Origin of the sequence: Enhydrobacter sp. (assembly GCA_025808875.1) — a bacterium.
GTDB lineage: Bacteria > Pseudomonadota > Alphaproteobacteria > Reyranellales > Reyranellaceae > Reyranella.
Genome location: CP075528.1, coordinates 3,873,294 through 3,892,989, shown reverse-complemented (window position 1 = coordinate 3,892,989; position 19,696 = coordinate 3,873,294). Strand labels below are relative to the sequence as shown.

The following is a 19,696-nucleotide window of genomic DNA, read 5'->3' as shown; positions in this document are numbered from 1 at the left end:
GCCGTGGCGGCGTCGTTGACGCTCCACGCCGGAGCGATCGTCTTGGCGCTGACGATCTTCGGCGTGTCGGGAGCTTTCCCCGACGATGCGCCGTCGATCACATTCTACGCCGAGCCAGGCACGGCGGACGATTCCGACGACGGTGCGTTGCCGCTCGAACAGGTGGCTGCGGCGATCGCCGCACCGCCGGCGGAAGACTTGCCTCCACCGGAGTTCAAGACGGAAACGATCCCGCCGGTCCCCGAGCCGCCCCTGCCGCCGGAGTTCAAGACGGAAACGGCGGCCCCGCCGAAAGAACCCATCGCCAACCCGCCGGTCGCGCAACCTCCATCCGTACCGCCTCCGCGGACCGCGTCGCCGGCTCGACCGCCGCCGCCTGCTGCCGCGCCGGCGTCTGTCGCCAACCCGGCGTCGCCCTCCGGATCGCCTTCCGGGCCGCCGGCATCGGTGCCCTCGGTCGCGCCTGTCGCGTCGCCGCAGTGGAACGCGCTGATGGCCGCTTGGCTTGCCGCCCGCAAGAAGTACCCGGGCGAGGCGCGGCGTCGGGGCGAACGCGGCGACGTTACGATCCGCTTCGCCGTGGCGGCCGACGGCCGCGTGCTCGAGGTCAGTGTGGTGACGAGCAGCGGCTTCCCGTCACTCGACACAGCCGCGCTCGGCATCCTGCGCGGTGCGACCGTGCCGCCGCCGGGCAGTGCGCAGACACGCGACGTGCGCATCCGCTACAGTCTGACCGACTGAATTTTCTACACTCCACCTCGCCCAACCAAGCTTGCGCGTTGCTGGTCTGCCGGCTCGATCCGCGATACTACTCAAGCCTGAATCGATGCCGCGAGGACACTCCATTCCAAGACCTATTGACGCGGAATTGAGCTCATCGCTCGTCGAGACCCGTATTCCGACCTACAATCGCCCGGCCCTGCTGCGTCGGGCCCTGCGCTCGTTGCAGGAGCAGACCCACCGCAACTGGCGCGCCGTCGTGCTCGATGACGGCGACGCTGGGCGCACGCGCGGGCTGATCGACGAGATCGGCGATCCGCGTATCCTTCACCGTCCCAATCCCCGGCGGCTTGGCGCGGGCCCCAATATCGCCCAGGCGTTCTCGATGACACCGCTGGCCGGCGGCATGTTCTTCCATGTCTTGGAGGACGACAACCTGGTCCTGCCCCGCTTCATGGCCGACAATCTCGCCCTGCTGGCGACGCACGGCGTCGACATCGTGCTGAACAACCAATGGATCGAACGGGTTTCGGAGGATCTCGACCTGTGGCCCCCGGAGCACGACGACGACACTACGCTCGACTGCTTCAGCGAAGGCATATGGACGGCCGACGATCTCAGGGTCGCGATGATGTGGCGACTGCCGCTGTCCAACGGTGGCCTGTTCTGGCGGCTCGGCTGCCGCTCCGATCTGACGGTGGACGACGTCGAGGATGCCGGCCAGCAGGAATGGGTGCGCTGTTTCCGCCTTGCCGAAGACGTCTATTTCAACGCCACGCCGAATGCGATCTGGCGCCCCATCTCCGAACTCTACAGCACCGAATTCAATTTTTCGATGTTCCTCAAGGAGCACCGCCTGCAGCAGACGATGCGGCGGCGCGTGCTGGCGGCGATGAATGCGCGCGGCGCGCGCAACATGCTTCTCTCCGATCGCTTCACGACCCCGTTGCCGCTGCGCGAGATCGGCGTGCTCAGGACTCCCGGGCGTTGGCCGGGCACTTCCGGCCTCGGCTGGCGCCGTCGCCTCGCGCTGGTCGCCAAGGCGCTGGCCATACGCTTGTTCGCGCCGCCCGCGCCGCGCCAAGCCATTCGCGCGCTCGGGCGACGGCCAGTCCACGCGCCGTCTCGCCCGTCGGCCATGCCTGCAGCGCCGCTTGGCCCAATCGATCCGGACAGCACCCGGCCTTCAGGCCCGCGCTCGGCCTGATCTTCTGCTGACGGGCGAGGCTCGCCACGGCTCCTCGAACTGGATCACGTGACAGTCGCTGACGGCCATGGCTTCGTCTTGCGATGTCGATATGCTGACTTCCCGGTACGCCAATTCCACTCGGGGGGCGAGGCATACAGGGAGCGAACCATGCGCGTCGCCGTGTTCAGCACCAAGCCGTACGATAGACAGTTCCTCGATTCCGCCAACACCGGTACGGGCCACGAACTCGCCTTCTTCGAGTTTCGGCTGACTAAGCTCACGGCCGCAACGGCGGAAGGTTGCGGCGCCGTGTGCGCCTTCGTCAACGATGAGTTGGACGCCGGTGTCCTGAGGGAGCTGGCGCGGCGAGGCGTGCGCCTGATCGCGCTTCGTTGCGCGGGCTTCAACAACGTCGACCTCGTCGCCGCGCGGGACCTCGGCATCGTCGTTGCGCGGGTGCCGGAATACTCGCCGCACGCCGTTGCCGAACACACCGTGGCCCTGATCCTGGCCCTCAACCGCAAGATTCACCGTGCCCACGCGCGTGTGCGCGAGGGCAATTTCTCACTCGATGGCCTGCTTGGCTTCGATCTCAACGGCCGTGCTGTGGGTGTGATCGGCACCGGCAAGATCGGCACGGCCTTCGCGCGGATCATGAAGGGATTTGGCTGTACCCTGCTCGTTTGCGACCCTTGGCCCAATCCCGACTGCAAGGCGCTGGGCGCGCGCTATGTCGGCCTGACCGAGCTGTTGGCTGGCACCGACATCGTCTCCCTGCATTGCCCGCTCACCCCAGAGACCAACTACCTAATCGGCGCCGATGCAATCGAGCAGATGCGCCCCGGCGCCATGCTGATCAATACCAGCCGCGGTGCGGTGATCGACACCCGTGCCGTGATCGAAGGGCTGAAGAGCGGAAAGATCGGTGCGCTCGGGCTCGACGTCTACGAGGAAGAGGCCGATCTGTTCTTCGAGGACCTGTCTGACAAGGTGATCCAGGACGACGTATTCGGCCGCCTGCTCACTTTTCCCAACGTGCTCATCACCGGGCATCAGGCATTTTTTACCGCCGACGCCCTGCAGGCCATCGCGCGAACGACGATCGGTAACCTCACGAGTTTCGAGCGCGACGGCGGAGCGCCGCACGAGGTCTCGGTCGAAAAGCTCAGCTGACGGAGCGCCTCGTGGACGCTTTGCTTGCACTGCTGCCGATCCTGCTGATCCTGGCGTTGATGGTGGGACGAGGCTGGTCGGCCGCGATGGCGGGATCGTTGGGTCTGGTACTCGCCGTCGCAGTCGCGCTCGCGGCGTTCGGCTTCGGCCAGCGGCCGGACCAGGCACTGACACCAGCGCGCGCCGTCGGCGGTTCGATGGCCGAAGCGCTGTTTGTGGCTGCCACCATCCTATGGATCGTGTTCCCTGCGCTTTGCATCTATGAACTGCAGGCGCGCACTGGCGGTTTCCTGGCGATTCGGGCGGCACTCGGTCGGCTGTCGGACGACCCACGGCTGATCGCCATACTTGTCGCCTGGTTCTTTGCTTCTTTCATGGAGGGTGCCGCGGGTTTCGGCACGCCGGTGGCACTGGCGGCACCCATCCTGGCGAGTCTCGGCTTTCCGCCTGTGCAGGCGGTGGCCTTGGCGCTTGTCGGTCACGCTGCGGCGGTTTCGTTCGGTGCGGTCGGCACGCCGGTGTTCGCTCAGGCCACGCTCACCGGTCTGGGCGAGCTCGAACTGTCGCGCGACACGGCGCTTTTGCACGCGGCACTCGCGCCAATGCTCCTGGTCTTCTTGGTGCGTATGGTGACGGCCAGCTCCACGGGGCTTCCCTGGGGATGGATGGTGGTCGCTGCTGCGGGGTTCCTCGTGCCGTATCTCGCGATCGCCGCCCTGGTCGGGCCGGAGCTGCCGTCACTCGCGGGCGCGCTTGCGGGTGGCGCACTGTTCGCCGTGCTGCTGTATTGGCGTCGCGAGAGGCGGGCGCCTCCATCTGCAAGCGGCGAATGGCAGGGTCTGTGGCGCGCCAGCCTTCCATATGTTGTGCTGACGATTCTGATCGTCATAACCCGTCTTGTGCAGCCGTTGCGGCAGGTGTTGCAGGACGTGGTGCTGCAGTGGTCGCTGTTCGGTGCCTTCAACGGCAGTATCCAACCGCTCTACCACCCCGGCACCATGCTGCTGCTGGGCTTCGTCGTCGGCACTTTGCTTCAGGGCCGGCAACCCGGCGAGATTGTCGTCGCTGCGGGTCATGCGGCTCGGCGGCTCGCGCCGGTAGTGGTGGCTTTGGTCGCCATGGTCGGCCTATCGCGTGTCATGGTGCATGCGGGCATGGTTGCGACGCTTGCCGACGTCGCAGCCGCCCATCTTGTGGCACTGTGGCCGCTCGTCGTGCCGGCGATCGGGGTACTCGGAAGTTTCGTCACCGGCTCGGCCACCACGTCCAACATCCTGTTGGCCGACTTCCAGGCGGCCACCGCGCGTGCACTCGACCTGCCGGCCGCTCGGTTTGTCGCCGCGCAGGGTGTCGGTGCTGCGATCGGAAACATCGTCTGTCCGCACAACGTCGTGGCCGGCGCCGCGACGGTGGGCCTGCTCGGGCGCGAGGGCGAGGTGCTGCGCCGCACCGTGCTTCCCTGCCTGACCTACGCGGCGGCCGGTGGCCTTCTGTTGTGGTTGTGGGTCGTTCTCTAACAGGGCGGGTCGACGCAGGGCGGCCGGAGTTCACACCCGCCCGTGGCAGTGCTTGAACTTCTTGCCTGAGCCGCAGGGGCAGGGGGCGTTACGCGAGACCTTGCCCCAAGTCGCCGGATCGTTGGGATCGACTGCCGGCCTGGTGCGCGGCCGCGCCAGCGTCGCGACGCCACCTCCCGAAGGGTCCGCCGGATCGTAGTCGGGATTGCCGGCGAGGGCCGAGGCGAGCGCCGGGTCCTCGTGCACCTCGCGCATCTGGGTCGGCGCCTGCGGCACTGGCGGCGCCTCCATACGCAATTGCAGGGTCGCCAGGATGTTGACCACCTGCTCGCGCAGGTTGGTCAGCAGGTCGTTAAAGAGATTGAAGGCCTCGCGCTTGTACTCGTTCAGCGGATCTTTCTGGCCATAGGCGCGCAGGCCGATGCCCTGGCGCAGATGGTCGAGATGCAGCAGATGGTCCTTCCAGCTCTGGTCGAGGATCTGCATGAGAACGCTCTTCTCGACCTGGCGCCAGACCTCGGGCCCGTACTGCGCCGCCTTCTGGGCGAACAGCCGCTCGGTGGCCTCGCCGAGCCGTGCCCCGATCTCCTCGTCGGCGATGCCCTCTTCCTTCGCCCACTCGTCGACCGGCAGATCCAGCCCGAAGGTCCGCTGAACCTCGTCCTTCAGCTCGGCGACCTTCCACTGCTCGGCGTAGACGCCTTCGGGGATGTGGCGTCCGACCATTGCGTCGATCACGTCGCGACGCATGCCCGCCACCGTCTCGGAGACATCCTCGGTGCCCATCAGCTCGATGCGCTCCTTGTAAATCTCCTTGCGCTGGCTGTTCATCACGTCGTCGAAGCGCAGCAGGTTCTTGCGGATCTCGAAGTTGCGCGCTTCGACCTTGCCCTGCGCCGTCTGGAGCGCCTTGTTGAGCCAGCGATGGGTCAGCGCTTCGTCGTCGGCCATGCCCTTCTTCTGCACCCAGTCGAGCACCTTGTTGTTGCCGAAGATGCGCATGAGATCGTCTTCGAGCGACAGGAAGAACTTGGAGGCGCCGGGATCGCCCTGGCGGCCTGAGCGGCCGCGCAGCTGGTTGTCGATGCGCCGGCTCTCATGGCGCTCCGTGCCGACGACATAGAGGCCGCCAGCGGCGAGGACGATCTCGCGGTCGCGTTCGACGCCGGCGCGGATCTCGGTGGCGATCCGTGCGATCTCGGCGTGGCGCGCCGTCTCGTCGGGGAACTTGGCGACGATTTCGGGCTCGCTCTGGCGCAACAGCATGTCGACGTTGCCGCCGAGCTGGATGTCGGTGCCGCGGCCCGCCATGTTGGTGGCGATCGTGACGGAGCCCGGCCGTCCGGCCTGAGCGATGATCTGGGCCTCCTGTTCGTGATAGCGGGCATTGAGTACGTTGTGCGGAACTTTGCGCCTCTTCAGTTCCTCCGACAGCGCCTCCGACTTCTCGATCGACACCGTGCCCACCAGCATCGGCTGCTGGCGCGCGCGGCATTCCTCGATCAGCTTGGCGATAGCGCGCGTCTTGTCGTCGAGCGTGCGGTAGATCTCGTCGTCATGGTCCTGGCGGGCGACAGGCACGTTCGTCGGGATCTCGACCACTTCCAGGCGGTAGATCTCGGCAAACTCGGCCGCCTCCGTCATCGCCGTGCCGGTCATGCCAGCCAGCTTGGGGTACATGCGAAAGAGGTTCTGGAAGGTGATCGAGGCGAGCGTTTGGTTCTCGCGCTGGATCTCGACCCGCTCCTTCGCCTCGAGCGCCTGATGCAGGCCCTCCGAATAGCGTCGGCCCGGCATCATGCGGCCGGTGAACTCGTCGATGATGACGACCTGGCCGTCCTTGACGATGTAGTCGACGTCGCGGCTGAACAGCTTGTGGGCGCGCAGGGCCTGGGTGACGTGGTGCAGAAGCGTCACCTGGGTCGGCGCATAGAGACTCTGGCCCTCGGGCAACAGCCCGTCGGTGCGCAGCAGATCCTCGACCGCCTCGACCCCGGCCTCGGTGAACGTGACCGTCCTCTGCTTCTCGTCCTTCTCATAGGCGTCGGTCTTGAGGCGCGGGATCACCGCATCGGCGCGCCGGTAGAGCTCCGACGAATCCTCGGCTGGCCCGGAGATGATCAGCGGCGTGCGCGCCTCGTCGATCAGGATCGAATCGACCTCGTCGACGATCGCGTAGTTGAAAGGCCGCTGGACCATCACGTCCAGCCGGTACTTCATGTTGTCGCGCAGGTAGTCGAAACCGATCTCGTTGTTGGTGCCGTAAGTGACGTCGCAGGCATAGGCTTCCTTGCGCTGCTCGTCGCTGAGATCGTGAACGATCACGCCCACCGTAAGGCCGAGGAACTTGTAGACCCGCCCCATCCATTCGGCGTCGCGGCGGGCGAGGTAGTCGTTCACCGTGACGACGTGAACGCCCTTGCCTTCCAGCGCGTTGAGATAGACCGGCAGGGTGGCGACCAGCGTCTTGCCCTCGCCGGTCTTCATCTCGGCGATCTTGCCCTGGTGAAGGACCATGCCGCCCTTGAGCTGGACGTCGAAATGGCGCTGGCCGAGCGTCCGCTTGGCGGCCTCGCGGACCGTGGCGAAGGCCTCGACCATCAGGTCGTCGAGCGTCTCGCCCTTGGCCAGACGCTCGCGATACTCGGTCGTCTTGGCGCGCAACTGCTCGTCGCTGAGCTTGGCAATCTCCGGTTCGAGCGTGTTGATCCTCGCCACGGGCTTGTCGAAGCCTTTGACGATCCGGTCGTTGGCCGTCCCGAACAAGCTTCGGGCGAGCGCGCCCAGCATTGAAAACCTCGTGATCCTAAAGACTTAGGCGGGCACCCGGCCCGCCGCCCGAACAGAGATAGAGAGCGTGCCGGAGAGTGTCAACGCAACCGGCCGGGCAACCCGCCGCCCAATGTGAGCCCATCACGCAAATGTGCCGCAATTGGCGCGCAAGAGTGCCGTGAGCCCGGTGTCGCCGCTTGCTTGCAGGGAGCCAGCCTGTGTAAACGAGGAGCTGCCCCGCGCCGTCCGTTCCTGCCTTCGGAGCCCCGTCATGACTGGTCGTCTGCGCCTTCTGCGCCTCGTTGTCCTGTGTGGCGCGGCCGCGACCGTCTTCGGATCGGCCGAAGCCCAGCAACCGCCGCCCAAGCCGCAACCGCAGGCGCAGGCCCAACCGCTCAAGGACCCGATCGTCGCGCGGGTGAATGGCCAGCCGGTCCGGCTGTCCGAACTCGAGATCGCGCAGCAGGCCCTGCCGCAGCAATATCGCAATATGCCCTTGCAGGCGGTCTTCGCCGCGCTGCTCGACCGCATCATCGACAGCAAGCTGGTCGTCGCCGACGGGCGCAAGAACAAGATCACCGACGATCCCACCTTCAAGAAACGAATGGCGTTCGTCGAGGAGCAGGTAATCCAGGATTTCTGGCTGCAGCGCGAAATTGCCCGCAAGGTGACTCCCGAGATGATGCGGCAGCGCTACACCGAGCGTCTCAAGTCGATCCCCGCGGAGGAGGAAGTGCATGCCAAGCACATTCTCGTCGCGACGGAGGACGAGGCCAAGGCCCTGATCGCCGAGCTGAAGAAGGGTGGCTCCTTCGAGAAGCTCGCCAAGGAGAAGTCGACCGACAAGGCGTCGGGTGCGGAGGGTGGCGACCTCGGCTGGTTCAAGAAGACCGACATGGTGAAGGAGTTCGCCGACTCGGCGTTCGCGCTCAAGAAGGGCGAGCTGACGCCGACGCCGGTGAAGACGCAGTTCGGCTTCCACGTCATCCTGGTGGAGGATCGTCGGCAGGCGCCGCCGCCATCGTTCGAGGAGATGGCCGAGCAGTTGCGCGAGGAGCTGGCCCGCGAGACGGTGTCGACGATGCTCGATCAACTGCGCGCCAACGCCAAGATCGAGAAGTTCAACATCGACGGCAGCAAGCCCGAGACGGCACCGACTCCGACGCCTGCGGCTCCGGCGCGGCCGGCCGCCCCGGCCCCGGGCGCGACCAAGTAAAACTCACGTTTGGCGGCTTTTCTGGTGTAGGCTTTGCGCTTCGGCCACCGGTTTGCCTGTCCGGAGGCTGCAAGGGGAGCCCAATGGCCGTCAAGCTTGCCGTTTCGCCGCTCGCGCCCAAGTCGACGCCGACGCTGCCGCGCATCCCAGGCGTCAAGCTGGCCGCGGCCGCATCGGGCGTTCGCTATAGCGATCGCGACGACGTCATGGTCGCCCTGCTGCCGGCCGGCGCCACGATCGCGGGCGTCTTGACCAAATCCAAGACGAGTTCCGCGCCCGTCGACTGGTGTCGCAAGAACCTCGCGCGCGGCAAGGTGCGCGCCATCCTCGTCAATGCCGGCAACGCCAATGCCTTCACCGGCAAGGTTGGCGACAAGGCCGTCGAGGAAAGCACGCGTGCGGTCGCGCAGACCCTGGGCTGCCCCCGCAACGAGGTCTTCATGGCCTCGACGGGCGTGATCGGCCAGCCGCTCGACTGGGAGAAGATCACCGCCGTCGTGCCGGCGCTCCTCAAGGGCGCGCGCGAAGACGGCTGGGCCGCCGCCGCGGCGGCCATCATGACGACCGACACCTTCCCCAAGCTCGCCACCCGCCAGGCCAAGATCGGCGAGCGCACGGTGACGCTGAACGGCTTCCTCAAGGGCTCGGGCATGATCGCGCCCGACATGGCGACCATGCTGGGCTTCGTCTTCACCGACGCGAAGATCCCCGGCAACGTCCTGCAGAAGCTGCTGGGCGACGCCGCCGACAAGTCGCTGAACTGCGTGACTGTGGACGGCGACACTTCGACCAGCGACACGCTGCTGCTCGCCGCCAGCGGCACCGCCCGCCATTCGCCGATCGATGAGGCGGACGATCCGATGTTGGCCGATTTCAAGCGTGCGCTCGACGAGCTGCTGATCGAGCTCGCCCAGCTGCTCGCTCGCGACGGCGAAGGCGCCACCAAGTTCGTGACCATCAATGTCGGCGGCGCCTCGTCGAACGGCGCGGCGCGCAAGATCGGGCTGGCGGTGGCGAACTCGCCGCTGGTCAAGACGGCGATTGCCGGCGAGGACGCCAATTGGGGCCGCATCGTCATGGCCGTCGGCAAGTCGGGCGAGCGCGCCGACCGCGACAAGCTCAGGATCTCGATCGGCGGCGTGAAGATCACCGATGGCGGACAGGTCGTGCCGAACTACGATGAGGCGCCGGTGGCGCACCACATCAAGGGCTCCGACATCGTCATCGACATCGATCTCGGTATCGGGCGCGGTCGTGCCACGGTCTGGACCTGCGACCTGACGCACGGCTACATCGACATCAACGGCAGCTACCGTTCTTGACGGCATCGTTTGACGAGGAATGCCCGGGCAGCCCACCGCCGCTGGGCGACCGACCGTTGGTGCTGGTGGCCGCCGTCGCGCTGGTCGATGTCGACGGCCGCGTGCTCATCGCACGCCGTCCCGAAGGCAAGTCGATGGCAGGCCTTTGGGAGTTCCCCGGTGGCAAGGTCGATGCGGGCGAGACACCCGAGCAGGCGCTGGTGCGCGAGCTTCGCGAGGAGCTCGGAATCGAAACGGCGACGAGCTGCCTGGCGCCGATCGCGTTTGCCAGCCACGGCTACGATGCGTTCCATCTGCTGATGCCCGTGTTCGCGTGTCGCAAATGGAAGGGCCCGCCGCAATCGCGCGAGGGCCAGGCGTTGAAGTGGGTGTTCCCTAGCGAGTTGTCGCGCTACGCCATGCCGCCAGCCGATCTACCGCTGGTCGGTCTGCTGCGCGACCTTCTCTGATCCGCTATCGCTCCGGCGGCGCCAGCACGGTTCCGTCGCGCCATCCAGTCAGCTTGCGGAAGATCACGGCCTGCGCCGTTGCGAGCAGAGCCGCGCCGCCATAGGACACCAGGATCGCGATCGTCCAAGCGACGATGGCGGCACCGGTCGGTGCACCCATCCCGCGGAACAGGCTGAGCGGGATCAGTATCGACATCATGGTCGCGATGCCGCTGGCGAACATGATCAGGAACAGGCTGGCGACGATCGTCCAGGCGTTGCCGCGGCTGTAGCCCCACGACAGACGCGGCGAGAAGGGGACATCGACCGCCGTCGCGGCGAGGCCGAAGCTCACCCGTAAGGCGAGCAGGGCGGAGACGAGGAATCCTATGGCTAGCGGCGCCGCCGTCGCCTCGCGCTGCGCCAGTTCTGGATCGATGGGCCGCTGGCCGAGCGTCGCCGGGTCGATCGAACCGACGGTGAGGAAGAAGAGGACGATGAGGACGAAGGTTATTCCGGCAACCTTGAGCAAATGCAGGAAGAACCCGCTCTCGCGGGCCGTCCACCCCGTGCCGGGCAGGCGCTCGAGGCGTGCAGGCCCGAGCAGCACCACCCGCATCCAGCCGACCATGAACATGATGGTGGGAACGAAATCGATTGCCTTCTCGACCAGCATGCCAGCGAGCGAATCGACGCCGATCGCCGCGCCGCCGATCCGCAGCACCAGCGAGGCGATCCACGGGATCGTCACGAGATGGAAGAAGAGGCGCAGATTCCCGAAGAGGAAGGTAAAGCTTTCCGACACCACCTCGGCCAGCGACAATTTTGCTGCAGCCACTCTTCAGCTCCGTTCGACCTTGACGCCCGTACTGTACTCCGTTGTGCCCAGCGCCGTCGCCAGTCGTTCGCCGGCGCTTCCCGGCCTCAACGCCTTCTGCTGGGACCCGTGCGGCACCCAGCCGTGGAGGAACAGGACCTCGAAGCTCGCCTCGACGCGGCCCGACGAGCACGTGAAGCGCTCGCCGTAGATCGTCGCCGCCCGTGCCAGCGTGTCACGCCGCGTCGCGCCGCGCCGGCGTTCGACAACGAGGTTGCTCTCGCCCATGGCATTGAGGTCGCGCATCAGCGCCAGGGCATCGTCGTATTCCACCTCGATCGTCTCGCTGTCAGCCACCGGCAGGGCGAAGCCCGCGCGCTGCAGCAGGCCGGCGGCGTCGCGCAGGTCGGCGAACGGCGAGATGCGCGGGCTTAGCCCGCCTTCGATCTCGCTTTCGGCCGCCGCCAGCGCCTGCCGCAACTGCCACAGCGTGCCGCCGCCCAGCATCGCCGCGAGGAACAGCCCGTCCTCCTTGAGGATGCGGCCGATCTGGACCAGCGTGCCGGGCAGGTCGTTGACCCAGTGCAGGGTCATCGCGCTCAACACCAGGTCGAAGACGCGCGGGGCGAACGGCAGCGCCTCCTCGTCGGCGACGAGGGCGGCACCGTCGGCTCGCCGCGCGAAGGCCGGCGACAGGTCGGAGCGGACCAGCCGCTCGACGGCAGGCCTGCCGGCCAGGGCCTGCGCGACCTCGTCGCCGTGGCAACCCAGGTCGAGGGCGAGGGGAAAGATCCGCCTCACGTCGGCAAGCCGTTCGGCCAGCCGTTGCGCGATCTCGCGCTTGAGAAACGCGTGGCGATCCCAATGGTGCGCGCTGCGCTGGCGCCTCAGGCGCAGCGTTGCACGATCGAAGACGAGCAGAGGATCGGGGCCAGCCACACCGGCTATGTAGGGCCAAAGGCCGGTGGCGCCTAGGGCACTCCCGCCTCGATGCGGGCCGATTTGCCGGTAGAATAGGGCGTGGAGTTGATCCAAGCCTGTGCCCGGGCGGGACGTCGTCTGGTCGACGTCGTTCTCCCGCCCTTGTGCCTTCGGTGCGGCGAAATCGTCGCCGAACCGGGCGCCCTCTGTGCGGCCTGCTGGCCGGGGCTGGCTTTCGTCGCACCGCCGCATTGTGCGCGATGCGGTGTGCCGTTTGCGGAGGATCTTGGGCCCGACGCGTGGTGCGCGGAATGCTTGAACCGTCCTCCCGCCTTCAGGCACGCCCGTGCCGCCCTCGTCTACGACGACGACAGCCGCCGGCTCATCCTGCCCTTCAAGCACGGCGACCGCACCGACCTTGCTAAGGCCTGCGGGCGATGGATGGCGCAGGCGGGTGCTCAGCTCGCCGCCGCCGCCGACCTGGTCGTTCCGGTGCCGCTTCATTGGCGTCGGCTCCTGTGGCGACGCTACAATCAGGCGGGCCTGCTGGCGGGCATCGTGGCCCGACAGACCGGGCGCCGGTTCGCGCCCGATCTGCTGCGCCGCCGCCGCTGGACCGGATCGCAGGCCGGCCTGGATTCGAGGGAGAGGCGGCGCAATGTCAGGCTCGCCTTCGACATCCATCCGGACTGGGCGGGCGAACTGGAGGACAAGACCGTTCTGCTGGTCGACGACGTGCTCACGACGGGCGCGACGGTGGAGGCCTGCGCGCGCGTCCTGCGGCGCGGCGGCGCGCGTCACGTCGATGTCCTGACGCTGGCGCGGGTCGTGAGGGCGGCGGTATAGTCGGGTGAAGGAGTTTTCGATGGCCAGGATCGAGATCTACACTACCCCGTTCTGCGGCTATTGCGCGCGCGCCAAGGCGCTGCTTGAGAGCAAGGGCGCGGCCTACGACGAGACCGACGTGATGATGGACGACAGGAAGCGTGGCGAGATGCGCGAGCGGTCGAGGCGCACGACGGTCCCCCAGATCTTCATCAACGGCCAGCATATCGGCGGCTCGGACGAACTCGCCGCCCTCGAACAGGCCGGCAAGCTCGACGCCCTGCTGGCCCAACCCGGCTGAGGCACGTCTCATGTCCGTCACGTTCCGCGCCGGCCTGATCCAGACCAACGTCAGCAACGACATGGCCGAGAACGTGGCCTTCGTGCGCGAGCAATCGCGCCTGGCTCGCGATGCGGGGGCCGATTTCATCATGACGCCGGAGAACACCGGCCTGATCGGCGCCAACCGCGCCGAGACGCTGGAGAAGGCGCAGACGGAGGATACGCACGTCGTGCTGGCGGCGTGCCGTGCGGTCGCGCGCGACACCGGCGCGTGGTTCCTGCTCGGCTCCATCCACGTGCGCGTGCCGGGCGAGGAGCAGATACGCAACCGCTCCTACCTGATCGACGGCGCGGGCGGCATCGTCGCGAGTTACGACAAGATCCACATGTTCGATGTCCAGCTTGCCGGCGGCGAGAATTATCGAGAATCGTCGACGTTCAGGCCGGGCGAACGGTCGGTGCTCACCGAGACGCCTTGGGGCGTGCTCGGCATGACCATCTGCTATGATTTGCGCTTCCCTTATCTCTATCGCGAACTGGCGCATGCCGGTGCCGTCATGCTGTCGATTCCCTCGTCGTTCACGGTGCCGACCGGCCAGGCGCATTGGCATGCGCTCATGTGCGCGCGTGCCATCGAGACGGGTTGCTTCGTCTTCGCGCCGGCGCAGGTCGGCACGCACAAGGGCTCGAACCGCAAGACCTACGGCCATTCGATCGCTGTGGCGCCGTGGGGCGAGGTGCTGGTCGACGCCGGCGGCGAGAAGGCGGGCTTCGTGGTCGTCGAGATCGATCTCGCCAAGGTCGCCGAGGCACGCAGGATGGTGCCGTCGCTCCAACACGACAGGAAGTACGCCCCGCCCGTGATTCACAAGTCGGCGATGCCCAGGGCGGCCGAGTGACTAGAGGCGGCGTGCCGCGATCCGCTGCACCATGGCCATGCGCGGCGTGCTGACGAGGCGCGCCTCGTAGGCGACGACCGAGAAGCGGCCGCGCACCGCTTCCAGCAACTCACCGTCCCTCAGCAGGAACTCGGGCCGGCTCGGCTTTCCGAACCGGTCGTTGCCCACCATGAAGGTCTCGTAGAGCAGCGCTCCACCCGGCTCGACCGCGTTGAGCAACATCGGCATCAGTGGACGGTGAAGATAGTTGGTGACGACCACTGCGGCGAAGCGCCGGTTCGCGAGCGGCCAGGCACTGCCATCCTCCAGATCGGCGGTGACGATCTCGAGGTTCGGTCCGGCAACGAGTGCGGTCGTGTCGCGATCGATCGCGGTGACGCGATGCCCCAGGGACGCGAAATGGCGGGCATGGCGGCCGCCGCCTGCGGCGACGTCGAGCACCGGCGCACCCGGCGGTATCAGGCCCGACCACCGCACGATCCAGGGCGATGCAAACCCACTTGCGTCCACCACACTTAGTCCCCATTCTCTTGGCACTCACCCGGCGCGAGTGCCAACCTGACAAGACAAGTACCTGTTTCAGATGATCCTTTATCGACTCCGCTGCCGCAAAGGCCACGAATTCGAAAGTTGGTTCAAGGACAGCAAGGCCTATGAACGGCAGGAGAAGCGCTCCCTGATCGGCTGCCCGGTATGCGGCACTGCCAAGGTGGAGCGCGCCATCATGGCGCCGCGCATTGGCAAGGGGCCGACGAAGACGGCCGTCGAGGCGGAAGCGCCGGCCGCCGTACCCGCTCCCACGCCGACGCCCGAGCAGCAGCAGATGGCGGCGCTGACGCGCAGGATACCGAAGGAGCTGCGCGAGGCGCTGCTGAAGGTGCAAGCCGAGGTCGAGAAGAGTTGCGAGCATGTCGGTAATCGTTTCGCCGAAGAGGCGCGCAAGATTCACTATGGCGAAAGCGACAAGCGAGGCATCTACGGTCAAACCTCGGACGAGGAGGCCGAGGCACTGGCCGAGGAGGGCATCGAGTTCGGCCGCCTGCCTTGGATCCCGCGCGGCAACTAAGGTTGCGCCGCGCCATACAGCATGTAGTTGACGTCAAGGTCGGTCCGGCTGAGCGACCAGGCGCGGTTGAGCGGACTGTAGACCACGCCCACGACCTCGCGAGCGTCGATGCCGCCGGCTGCCAGCCCGCGCACCGCTTCGGACGGTTTCACGAACTTCCGCCAGTTGTGCGTTCCGCGCGGCAACCAGCCGAGCACATACTCTGCGCCGACGATCGCCAACGCCCAAGCCTTGGCTGTACGGTTGAGGGTCGAGAGGAACAGCAGGCCGCCCGGCTTGACCAGGCGCGCGCACGATTGAAGGAACAAGTCGACATCCGCCACATGCTCGACGATCTCGAGGGCGAGGACGATGTCGTACCGCCGTCCATCGGCGGCGATGGCTTCCGCGCTTCCCTGGCGATAGTCGATCGGCAGTTCCTGCTTCTCGGCATGCAGCCGCGCGACCGCGACGTTGCGGGCGGCGGCATCCACCCCGGTGACGACGGCTCCCAGCCGCGCCATCGGCTCGCACAGCAAGCCGCCGCCGCAACCGATATCGAGCAGCGACAGGTCCCGCAGGGGGATCGCGGCCAGGGGATCGCGTCCCCAATGCGTGGCCGCGTGGTCGCGGACATAGCCGATGCGCATCGGATTGAGCCGATGCAATGGGGCGAACTTGCCCTGGGGATCCCACCATTCGTCGGCGATGCGCGCGAAGCGTTCGACTTCCGCCGGGTCGACGGTGGTGGCAGCGATTTCGGTCATGGCCGGCCTTGACCCCAATGGTTCGAACGGTGTCTATACCCCGCTTTCGAGCAGGTCCATGGCGCGCATTGTTCTCAAATTCGGCGGAACCTCGGTCGGCGACATCGATCGCATCAAGAACGTCGCGCGCAAGGTCAAGGCCGAGGTCGACTACGGCAACCAGGTCGCCGTGGTCGTGTCGGCGATGTCGGGGGCCACGAACCAGCTGGTCAAGTGGGTCAACGACATCGCGCCGCTGCACGATGCCGGCGAGTACGACGTGGTCGTCGCCACTGGCGAACAGGTGACGATCGGCCTGCTGGCGCTCGCCCTGCAGCAGGAAGGTGTCAAGTCGCGCTCCTGGGTCTCCTGGCAGATCCCGATCCGCACCGACGCAAGCCACGGCAAGGCGCGCATCGTCGAAATCGACACCGAGGCCATGGCCGAAACCATGGCCGCCGGTGAGGTGCCGATCGTGCCGGGTTTCCAGGGTGTGGCGCCGAACGGCCGCATCACCACGCTGGGGCGCGGCGGCTCGGACACCTCAGCGGTGGCGCTCGCGGCGGCGCTCAAGGCCGACCGCTGCGACATCTACACCGACGTCGACGGCGTCTACACGACGGATCCGCGGATCGTCGAGAAGGCGCGCAAGATCGACCAGGTCACCTACGAGGAAATGCTCGAGATGGCATCGCAGGGCTCCAAGGTCCTGCAAACCCGCTCGGTTGAATTGGCAATGAACCATCACGTACGTGTGCAGGTGCTGTCGTCGTTCGACGAGGCCCTCGGCAGCGACCTGCCCGGCACGATGGTCGTGGATGAGGATGAGATCATGGCTCAGGGACTCGAGAAATCCGTCGTGAGCGGCATCGCCTTCTCCAAGGATGAGGCCAAGATCACGGTCACGCGCGTGGCCGATCGGCCTGGCGTCGCGGCGGCGATCTTCGGTCCGCTCGCCGAAGCCAACATCAACGTCGACATGATCGTGCAAAATGTGTCGCTCGACGGCAGCTCGACTGACATCACGTTCACCGTGCCGCGTGCCGACCTCGCGCGCGCAGTGCAGCGGCTGGAACAGGCCCAGGCCGAGCTGAAGTTCGCCGAGATCAAATCCGACACCAACGTCGCCAAGATCTCGGTGATCGGCGTTGGCATGCGCAGCCACGCAGGTGTGGCGCTCAAAATGTTCGAGACCCTGGCAGGCAAGGGAATAAACATCCAGGTGATCTCCACGTCGGAGATCAAAGTGAGCGTGCTAGTGGCCGCTGAGTATACCGAGCTGGCGGTTCGCGCGCTGCACACTGCCTATGAACTGGACGCAGCCTGATCGCCCGGGGTGGGTCTGACGATCCCATTTAGCAGGTAGGCAGTTCGGCGCACCTCTTGCTATAAGCGGACCATGCGCGCGCCGTCCGCCCCGGACTTCACCCGACACCTCCATGCCATGACGGCATGGCGCGTCTGCGCCTGCGCCATCGACCGCAGCTTCGTCGTCATCCGACTCAAGTATCCCGCGGTCTGACCATGGAGAGAGCAACTCCTCTGGCCGGACCGCGAATGCTCCTCAAGCGGCTCCGGGACACGATGGCGCGTGTCGGCGAGGCGGAGGAAACGCTGGGCGAGGTTGTGCGCTTGGTCGCCAACGAAATGGTGGCGGAAGTCTGCTCCATCTACCTGCTGCGTGCCGGCGAGGTACTGGAGCTGTTCGCCACCCAGGGCCTCAACCCGACCGCCGTTCACCGCACGAGGCTGAGGGTGGGCGAGGGCCTGGTCGGCGATATCGCCGCCCACGGTCGCGCGCTCGCGCTCGACGATGCACAGAGCCATCCGCAATTCGCGTACCGTCCGGAGACTGGCGAGGAGATCTATCACTCGCTGGCCGGCGTACCGATCGTTCGTTCCGGCCGCGTCCTCGGCGTGCTGGTGGTGCAGAACCGCACTCGCCGCCAGTACGACGAGGAGGAGATCGAGACGCTGCAAACCATCGCCATGGTGCTGGCGGAGATGGTCGCGGCCGGCCACTTCGTCAGCCCCAACGAGGTCGAGCAGGTCGATGGACTCGGGCTGCTGCCGCTGCGCATCGACGGTGTGCAGCTTACGCCAGGCGTTGCCATCGGCCGCGCCGTCCTGCACGAGCCGCGCATCGTCATCCAGAAAGTCGTCGCCGAGGATGTCGCGCAGGAGCACGCACGATTCCAGGAGGCGTTGGGCGCGGTTCGTGACGACGTCGACCGCATGCTCGACGCGCACGACATGCAGTCGGGCGAACACCGCGAGATTCTCGAGACCTTCCGCATGTTCATCGACGACCGCGGCTGGATGGAACGCGTGCGCGAGGCCGTCGACGGCGGCCTCACTGCGGAGGCGGGGGTGCAGCGCGCGTTCGACGACGTGCGTGGGCGCTTGGGCCAGTCGACCGATCCCTACATTCGCGAGCGCCTGAGCGACCTGCAGGACCTGGCCAATCGCCTGCTGCTGCGCCTAACCGGGCGAACCACCGCCGATCCCAGCTCATTGCCCGAAGACATGGTCGTAGTCGCGCGCGACATGGGGCCCGCCGAACTGCTCGACTACGATCGCACGCGTCTGCGTGGCCTCGTACTGGAAGAAGGTTCGGCGATGAGCCACGTCGCCATCGTGGCGCGCGCCCTCGACATCCCCGTCGTCGGCCGCGCGCCCGACGTGCTGTCGCGCGTCGAACCCGGAGATCCTATGGTGGTCGACGGCGACAACGCGCAGGTTCTCGTCCGTCCCTCAGAGGAGGTCGTGCAGTCGATCCACGCTGCGATAGCGGCGCGCGTGGAGCGTCGTCGCAAGTATACCGCGCTGCGCGAACTGCCATCGGCGACGCGTGACCAGGCGCGCATCGGCCTGCACATGAACGCCGGCCTGCTGATCGACATGCAGCATCTCGAGGAGACGGGAGCCGACGGCATCGGCCTCTACCGCACCGAGATACCGTTCATGGTGCGTTCCGAGTTTCCCGACGTCGACGCCCAGGCATGGCTCTATAGTCGCGTGCTCGACCTCGCCGACGGCCGGCCGGTGACCTTCCGAACGCTCGATGTCGGTGGCGACAAGGTGTTGCCCTATGTCGGCGCCTTCGGCGACGACAACCCGGCCATGGGTTGGCGAGCCATCCGCATTGGCCTCGATCGTCCGGCGATGTTGCGCCGGCAACTGCGCGCGCTCGTGCAAGGCGCGAACGGACGGCCGTTGTCGGTAATGTTCCCGATGATCTCAGAGGTTGCCGAGTTGCGTGCCGCGCGTGGATTGCTCGAACTCGAACTCGGACGAGCGAAGAGGCGCGGGCAGGCGCTGCCCGAGCGCCTGCGTATTGGCGTTATGTTCGAGGTGCCCGCTCTGGCGTGGCAACTCGACGGCCTGTTGCCTCACATCGACTTCATATCGGTCGGGACGAACGATCTGCTGCAGTTCCTCTTTGCCGCCGACCGGGGCAACAGCCGATTGTCCGGCCGCTACGACAGCTTGTCGCCGGCGTTGCTCCGGCTACTACATTTTGTGGTCGAGAGGACGAGGCCCGCCGGAGTGGACTTGGCAGTGTGCGGGGAGATGGCCGGGCGGCCCGTCGACGCACTGGCCCTGCTCGCGGTGGGTGTACGAAACCTTTCGATGGCTCCCGGTTCGATCGGTCCGGTGAAGGCCATGATCCGTTCTCTCGATCTCGCCGAAGTGACCGGGTTCATGACAGCGGCTCTGTCTCGACCGGACCAGCCATTGCGCGAGACGCTGCGCTTGTTCGCCGCCGACCACGCCATCGAAATCTGAGCGATCCGGATCGAATCGTTTTTGCCCTGCCATAG

General features: G+C 66.6%; 18 protein-coding genes. 13 read left to right on the top strand and 5 right to left on the bottom strand.

What is annotated here, in order from left to right:
- The first annotated feature begins 3 nt into the window (after window positions 1-3).
- The 4 genes from KIT25_19245 (at window position 4) to KIT25_19230 (ending at window position 4,599) form a co-directional block, all read left to right on the top strand.
- A complete protein-coding gene (locus tag KIT25_19245; GenBank protein UYN94152.1) occupies window positions 4-741 on the top strand; it encodes an energy transducer TonB in 738 nt (245 codons plus the stop codon).
- Between the two features lie 127 nt (window positions 742-868).
- The gene (locus KIT25_19240; protein UYN94151.1) at window positions 869-1,927 is read left to right on the top strand and encodes a glycosyltransferase family 2 protein; all 1,059 of its coding nucleotides are present in this window, start codon (window positions 869-871) and stop codon (window positions 1,925-1,927) included.
- 150 nt (window positions 1,928-2,077) lie between these two features.
- The gene (locus KIT25_19235; GenBank protein ID UYN94150.1) at window positions 2,078-3,082 is read left to right on the top strand and encodes a 2-hydroxyacid dehydrogenase; all 1,005 of its coding nucleotides are present in this window, start codon (window positions 2,078-2,080) and stop codon (window positions 3,080-3,082) included.
- An 11-nt stretch (window positions 3,083-3,093) separates the two neighbouring features.
- A complete protein-coding gene (locus KIT25_19230; GenBank protein ID UYN94149.1) occupies window positions 3,094-4,599 on the top strand; it encodes an L-lactate permease in 1,506 nt (501 codons plus the stop codon).
- Window positions 4,600-4,629: 30 nt separating this feature from the next.
- On the opposite strand, the gene secA is transcribed toward KIT25_19230, so the two are convergent.
- Window positions 4,630-7,389: a preprotein translocase subunit SecA gene (secA, locus tag KIT25_19225; GenBank protein UYN94148.1), complete on the bottom strand. Its 2,760-nt coding sequence runs from the start codon at window positions 7,387-7,389 to the stop codon at window positions 4,630-4,632.
- Window positions 7,390-7,642: 253 nt separating this feature from the next.
- Between secA and KIT25_19220 the strand changes: the two genes are divergently transcribed.
- The 3 genes from KIT25_19220 to mutT all read left to right on the top strand — a co-directional run bounded on the left by KIT25_19220 (window position 7,643) and on the right by mutT (window position 10,358).
- Window positions 7,643-8,587: a peptidylprolyl isomerase gene (locus KIT25_19220; protein UYN94147.1), complete on the top strand. Its 945-nt coding sequence runs from the start codon at window positions 7,643-7,645 to the stop codon at window positions 8,585-8,587.
- An 83-nt stretch (window positions 8,588-8,670) separates the two neighbouring features.
- On the top strand, window positions 8,671-9,909 hold the full coding sequence (gene argJ / locus KIT25_19215) for a bifunctional glutamate N-acetyltransferase/amino-acid acetyltransferase ArgJ (protein UYN94146.1): 1,239 nt from the start codon (window positions 8,671-8,673) through the stop codon (window positions 9,907-9,909).
- Window positions 9,906-10,358 (top strand): 8-oxo-dGTP diphosphatase MutT, encoded by a 453-nt coding sequence (mutT, locus tag KIT25_19210; GenBank protein ID UYN94145.1) that lies wholly within the window; start codon window positions 9,906-9,908, stop codon window positions 10,356-10,358. Before argJ ends, mutT begins: the two co-directional genes overlap by 4 nt.
- Before the next feature lie 4 nt (window positions 10,359-10,362).
- On the opposite strand, the gene KIT25_19205 is transcribed toward mutT, so the two are convergent.
- Window positions 10,363-11,175 carry a hypothetical protein gene (locus tag KIT25_19205; protein UYN94144.1) on the bottom strand — a complete coding sequence of 271 codons (813 nt, stop codon included), beginning with the start codon at window positions 11,173-11,175 and terminating at the stop codon, window positions 10,363-10,365.
- 3 nt (window positions 11,176-11,178) lie between these two features.
- The gene (locus KIT25_19200; protein ID UYN94143.1) at window positions 11,179-12,093 is read right to left on the bottom strand and encodes a methyltransferase domain-containing protein; all 915 of its coding nucleotides are present in this window, start codon (window positions 12,091-12,093) and stop codon (window positions 11,179-11,181) included.
- 87 nt (window positions 12,094-12,180) lie between these two features.
- On the opposite strand from KIT25_19200, the gene KIT25_19195 reads away from it, so the two are divergent.
- From KIT25_19195 to KIT25_19185, 3 genes are read left to right on the top strand one after another with little or no spacing between them, the layout of a single operon-like run.
- Window positions 12,181-12,921, top strand: coding sequence for a ComF family protein (locus KIT25_19195; GenBank protein UYN97992.1), 741 nt, complete (start codon window positions 12,181-12,183; stop codon window positions 12,919-12,921).
- Between the two features lie 19 nt (window positions 12,922-12,940).
- Entirely contained in the window at window positions 12,941-13,201 is a 261-nt protein-coding gene (grxC, locus tag KIT25_19190; GenBank protein UYN94142.1) for a glutaredoxin 3, read from the top strand.
- Between the two features lie 10 nt (window positions 13,202-13,211).
- A complete protein-coding gene (locus tag KIT25_19185) occupies window positions 13,212-14,081 on the top strand; it encodes a carbon-nitrogen hydrolase family protein (GenBank protein ID UYN94141.1) in 870 nt (289 codons plus the stop codon).
- Here KIT25_19185 and KIT25_19180 read toward each other — a convergent pair whose 3' ends face one another.
- Complete coding sequence (locus KIT25_19180; protein UYN97991.1) at window positions 14,082-14,591, bottom strand: class I SAM-dependent methyltransferase; 510 nt, start codon at window positions 14,589-14,591, stop codon at window positions 14,082-14,084.
- A gap of 73 nt (window positions 14,592-14,664) precedes the next feature.
- Here KIT25_19180 and KIT25_19175 point away from each other — a divergent pair, with 73 nt between their 5' ends.
- Window positions 14,665-15,147 carry a DUF1178 family protein gene (locus KIT25_19175; GenBank protein ID UYN94140.1) on the top strand — a complete coding sequence of 161 codons (483 nt, stop codon included), beginning with the start codon at window positions 14,665-14,667 and terminating at the stop codon, window positions 15,145-15,147.
- Here KIT25_19175 and ubiG read toward each other — a convergent pair.
- Window positions 15,144-15,893 (bottom strand): bifunctional 2-polyprenyl-6-hydroxyphenol methylase/3-demethylubiquinol 3-O-methyltransferase UbiG, encoded by a 750-nt coding sequence (gene ubiG / locus KIT25_19170; GenBank protein ID UYN94139.1) that lies wholly within the window; start codon window positions 15,891-15,893, stop codon window positions 15,144-15,146. The genes KIT25_19175 and ubiG overlap by 4 nt on opposite strands.
- A gap of 58 nt (window positions 15,894-15,951) precedes the next feature.
- Here ubiG and KIT25_19165 point away from each other — a divergent pair, with 58 nt between their 5' ends.
- Entirely contained in the window at window positions 15,952-17,199 is a 1,248-nt protein-coding gene (locus KIT25_19165; GenBank protein ID UYN94138.1) for an aspartate kinase, read from the top strand.
- 197 nt (window positions 17,200-17,396) lie between these two features.
- Entirely contained in the window at window positions 17,397-19,661 is a 2,265-nt protein-coding gene (ptsP, locus tag KIT25_19160; protein UYN94137.1) for a phosphoenolpyruvate--protein phosphotransferase, read from the top strand.
- Window positions 19,662-19,696: the final 35 nt, after the last annotated feature.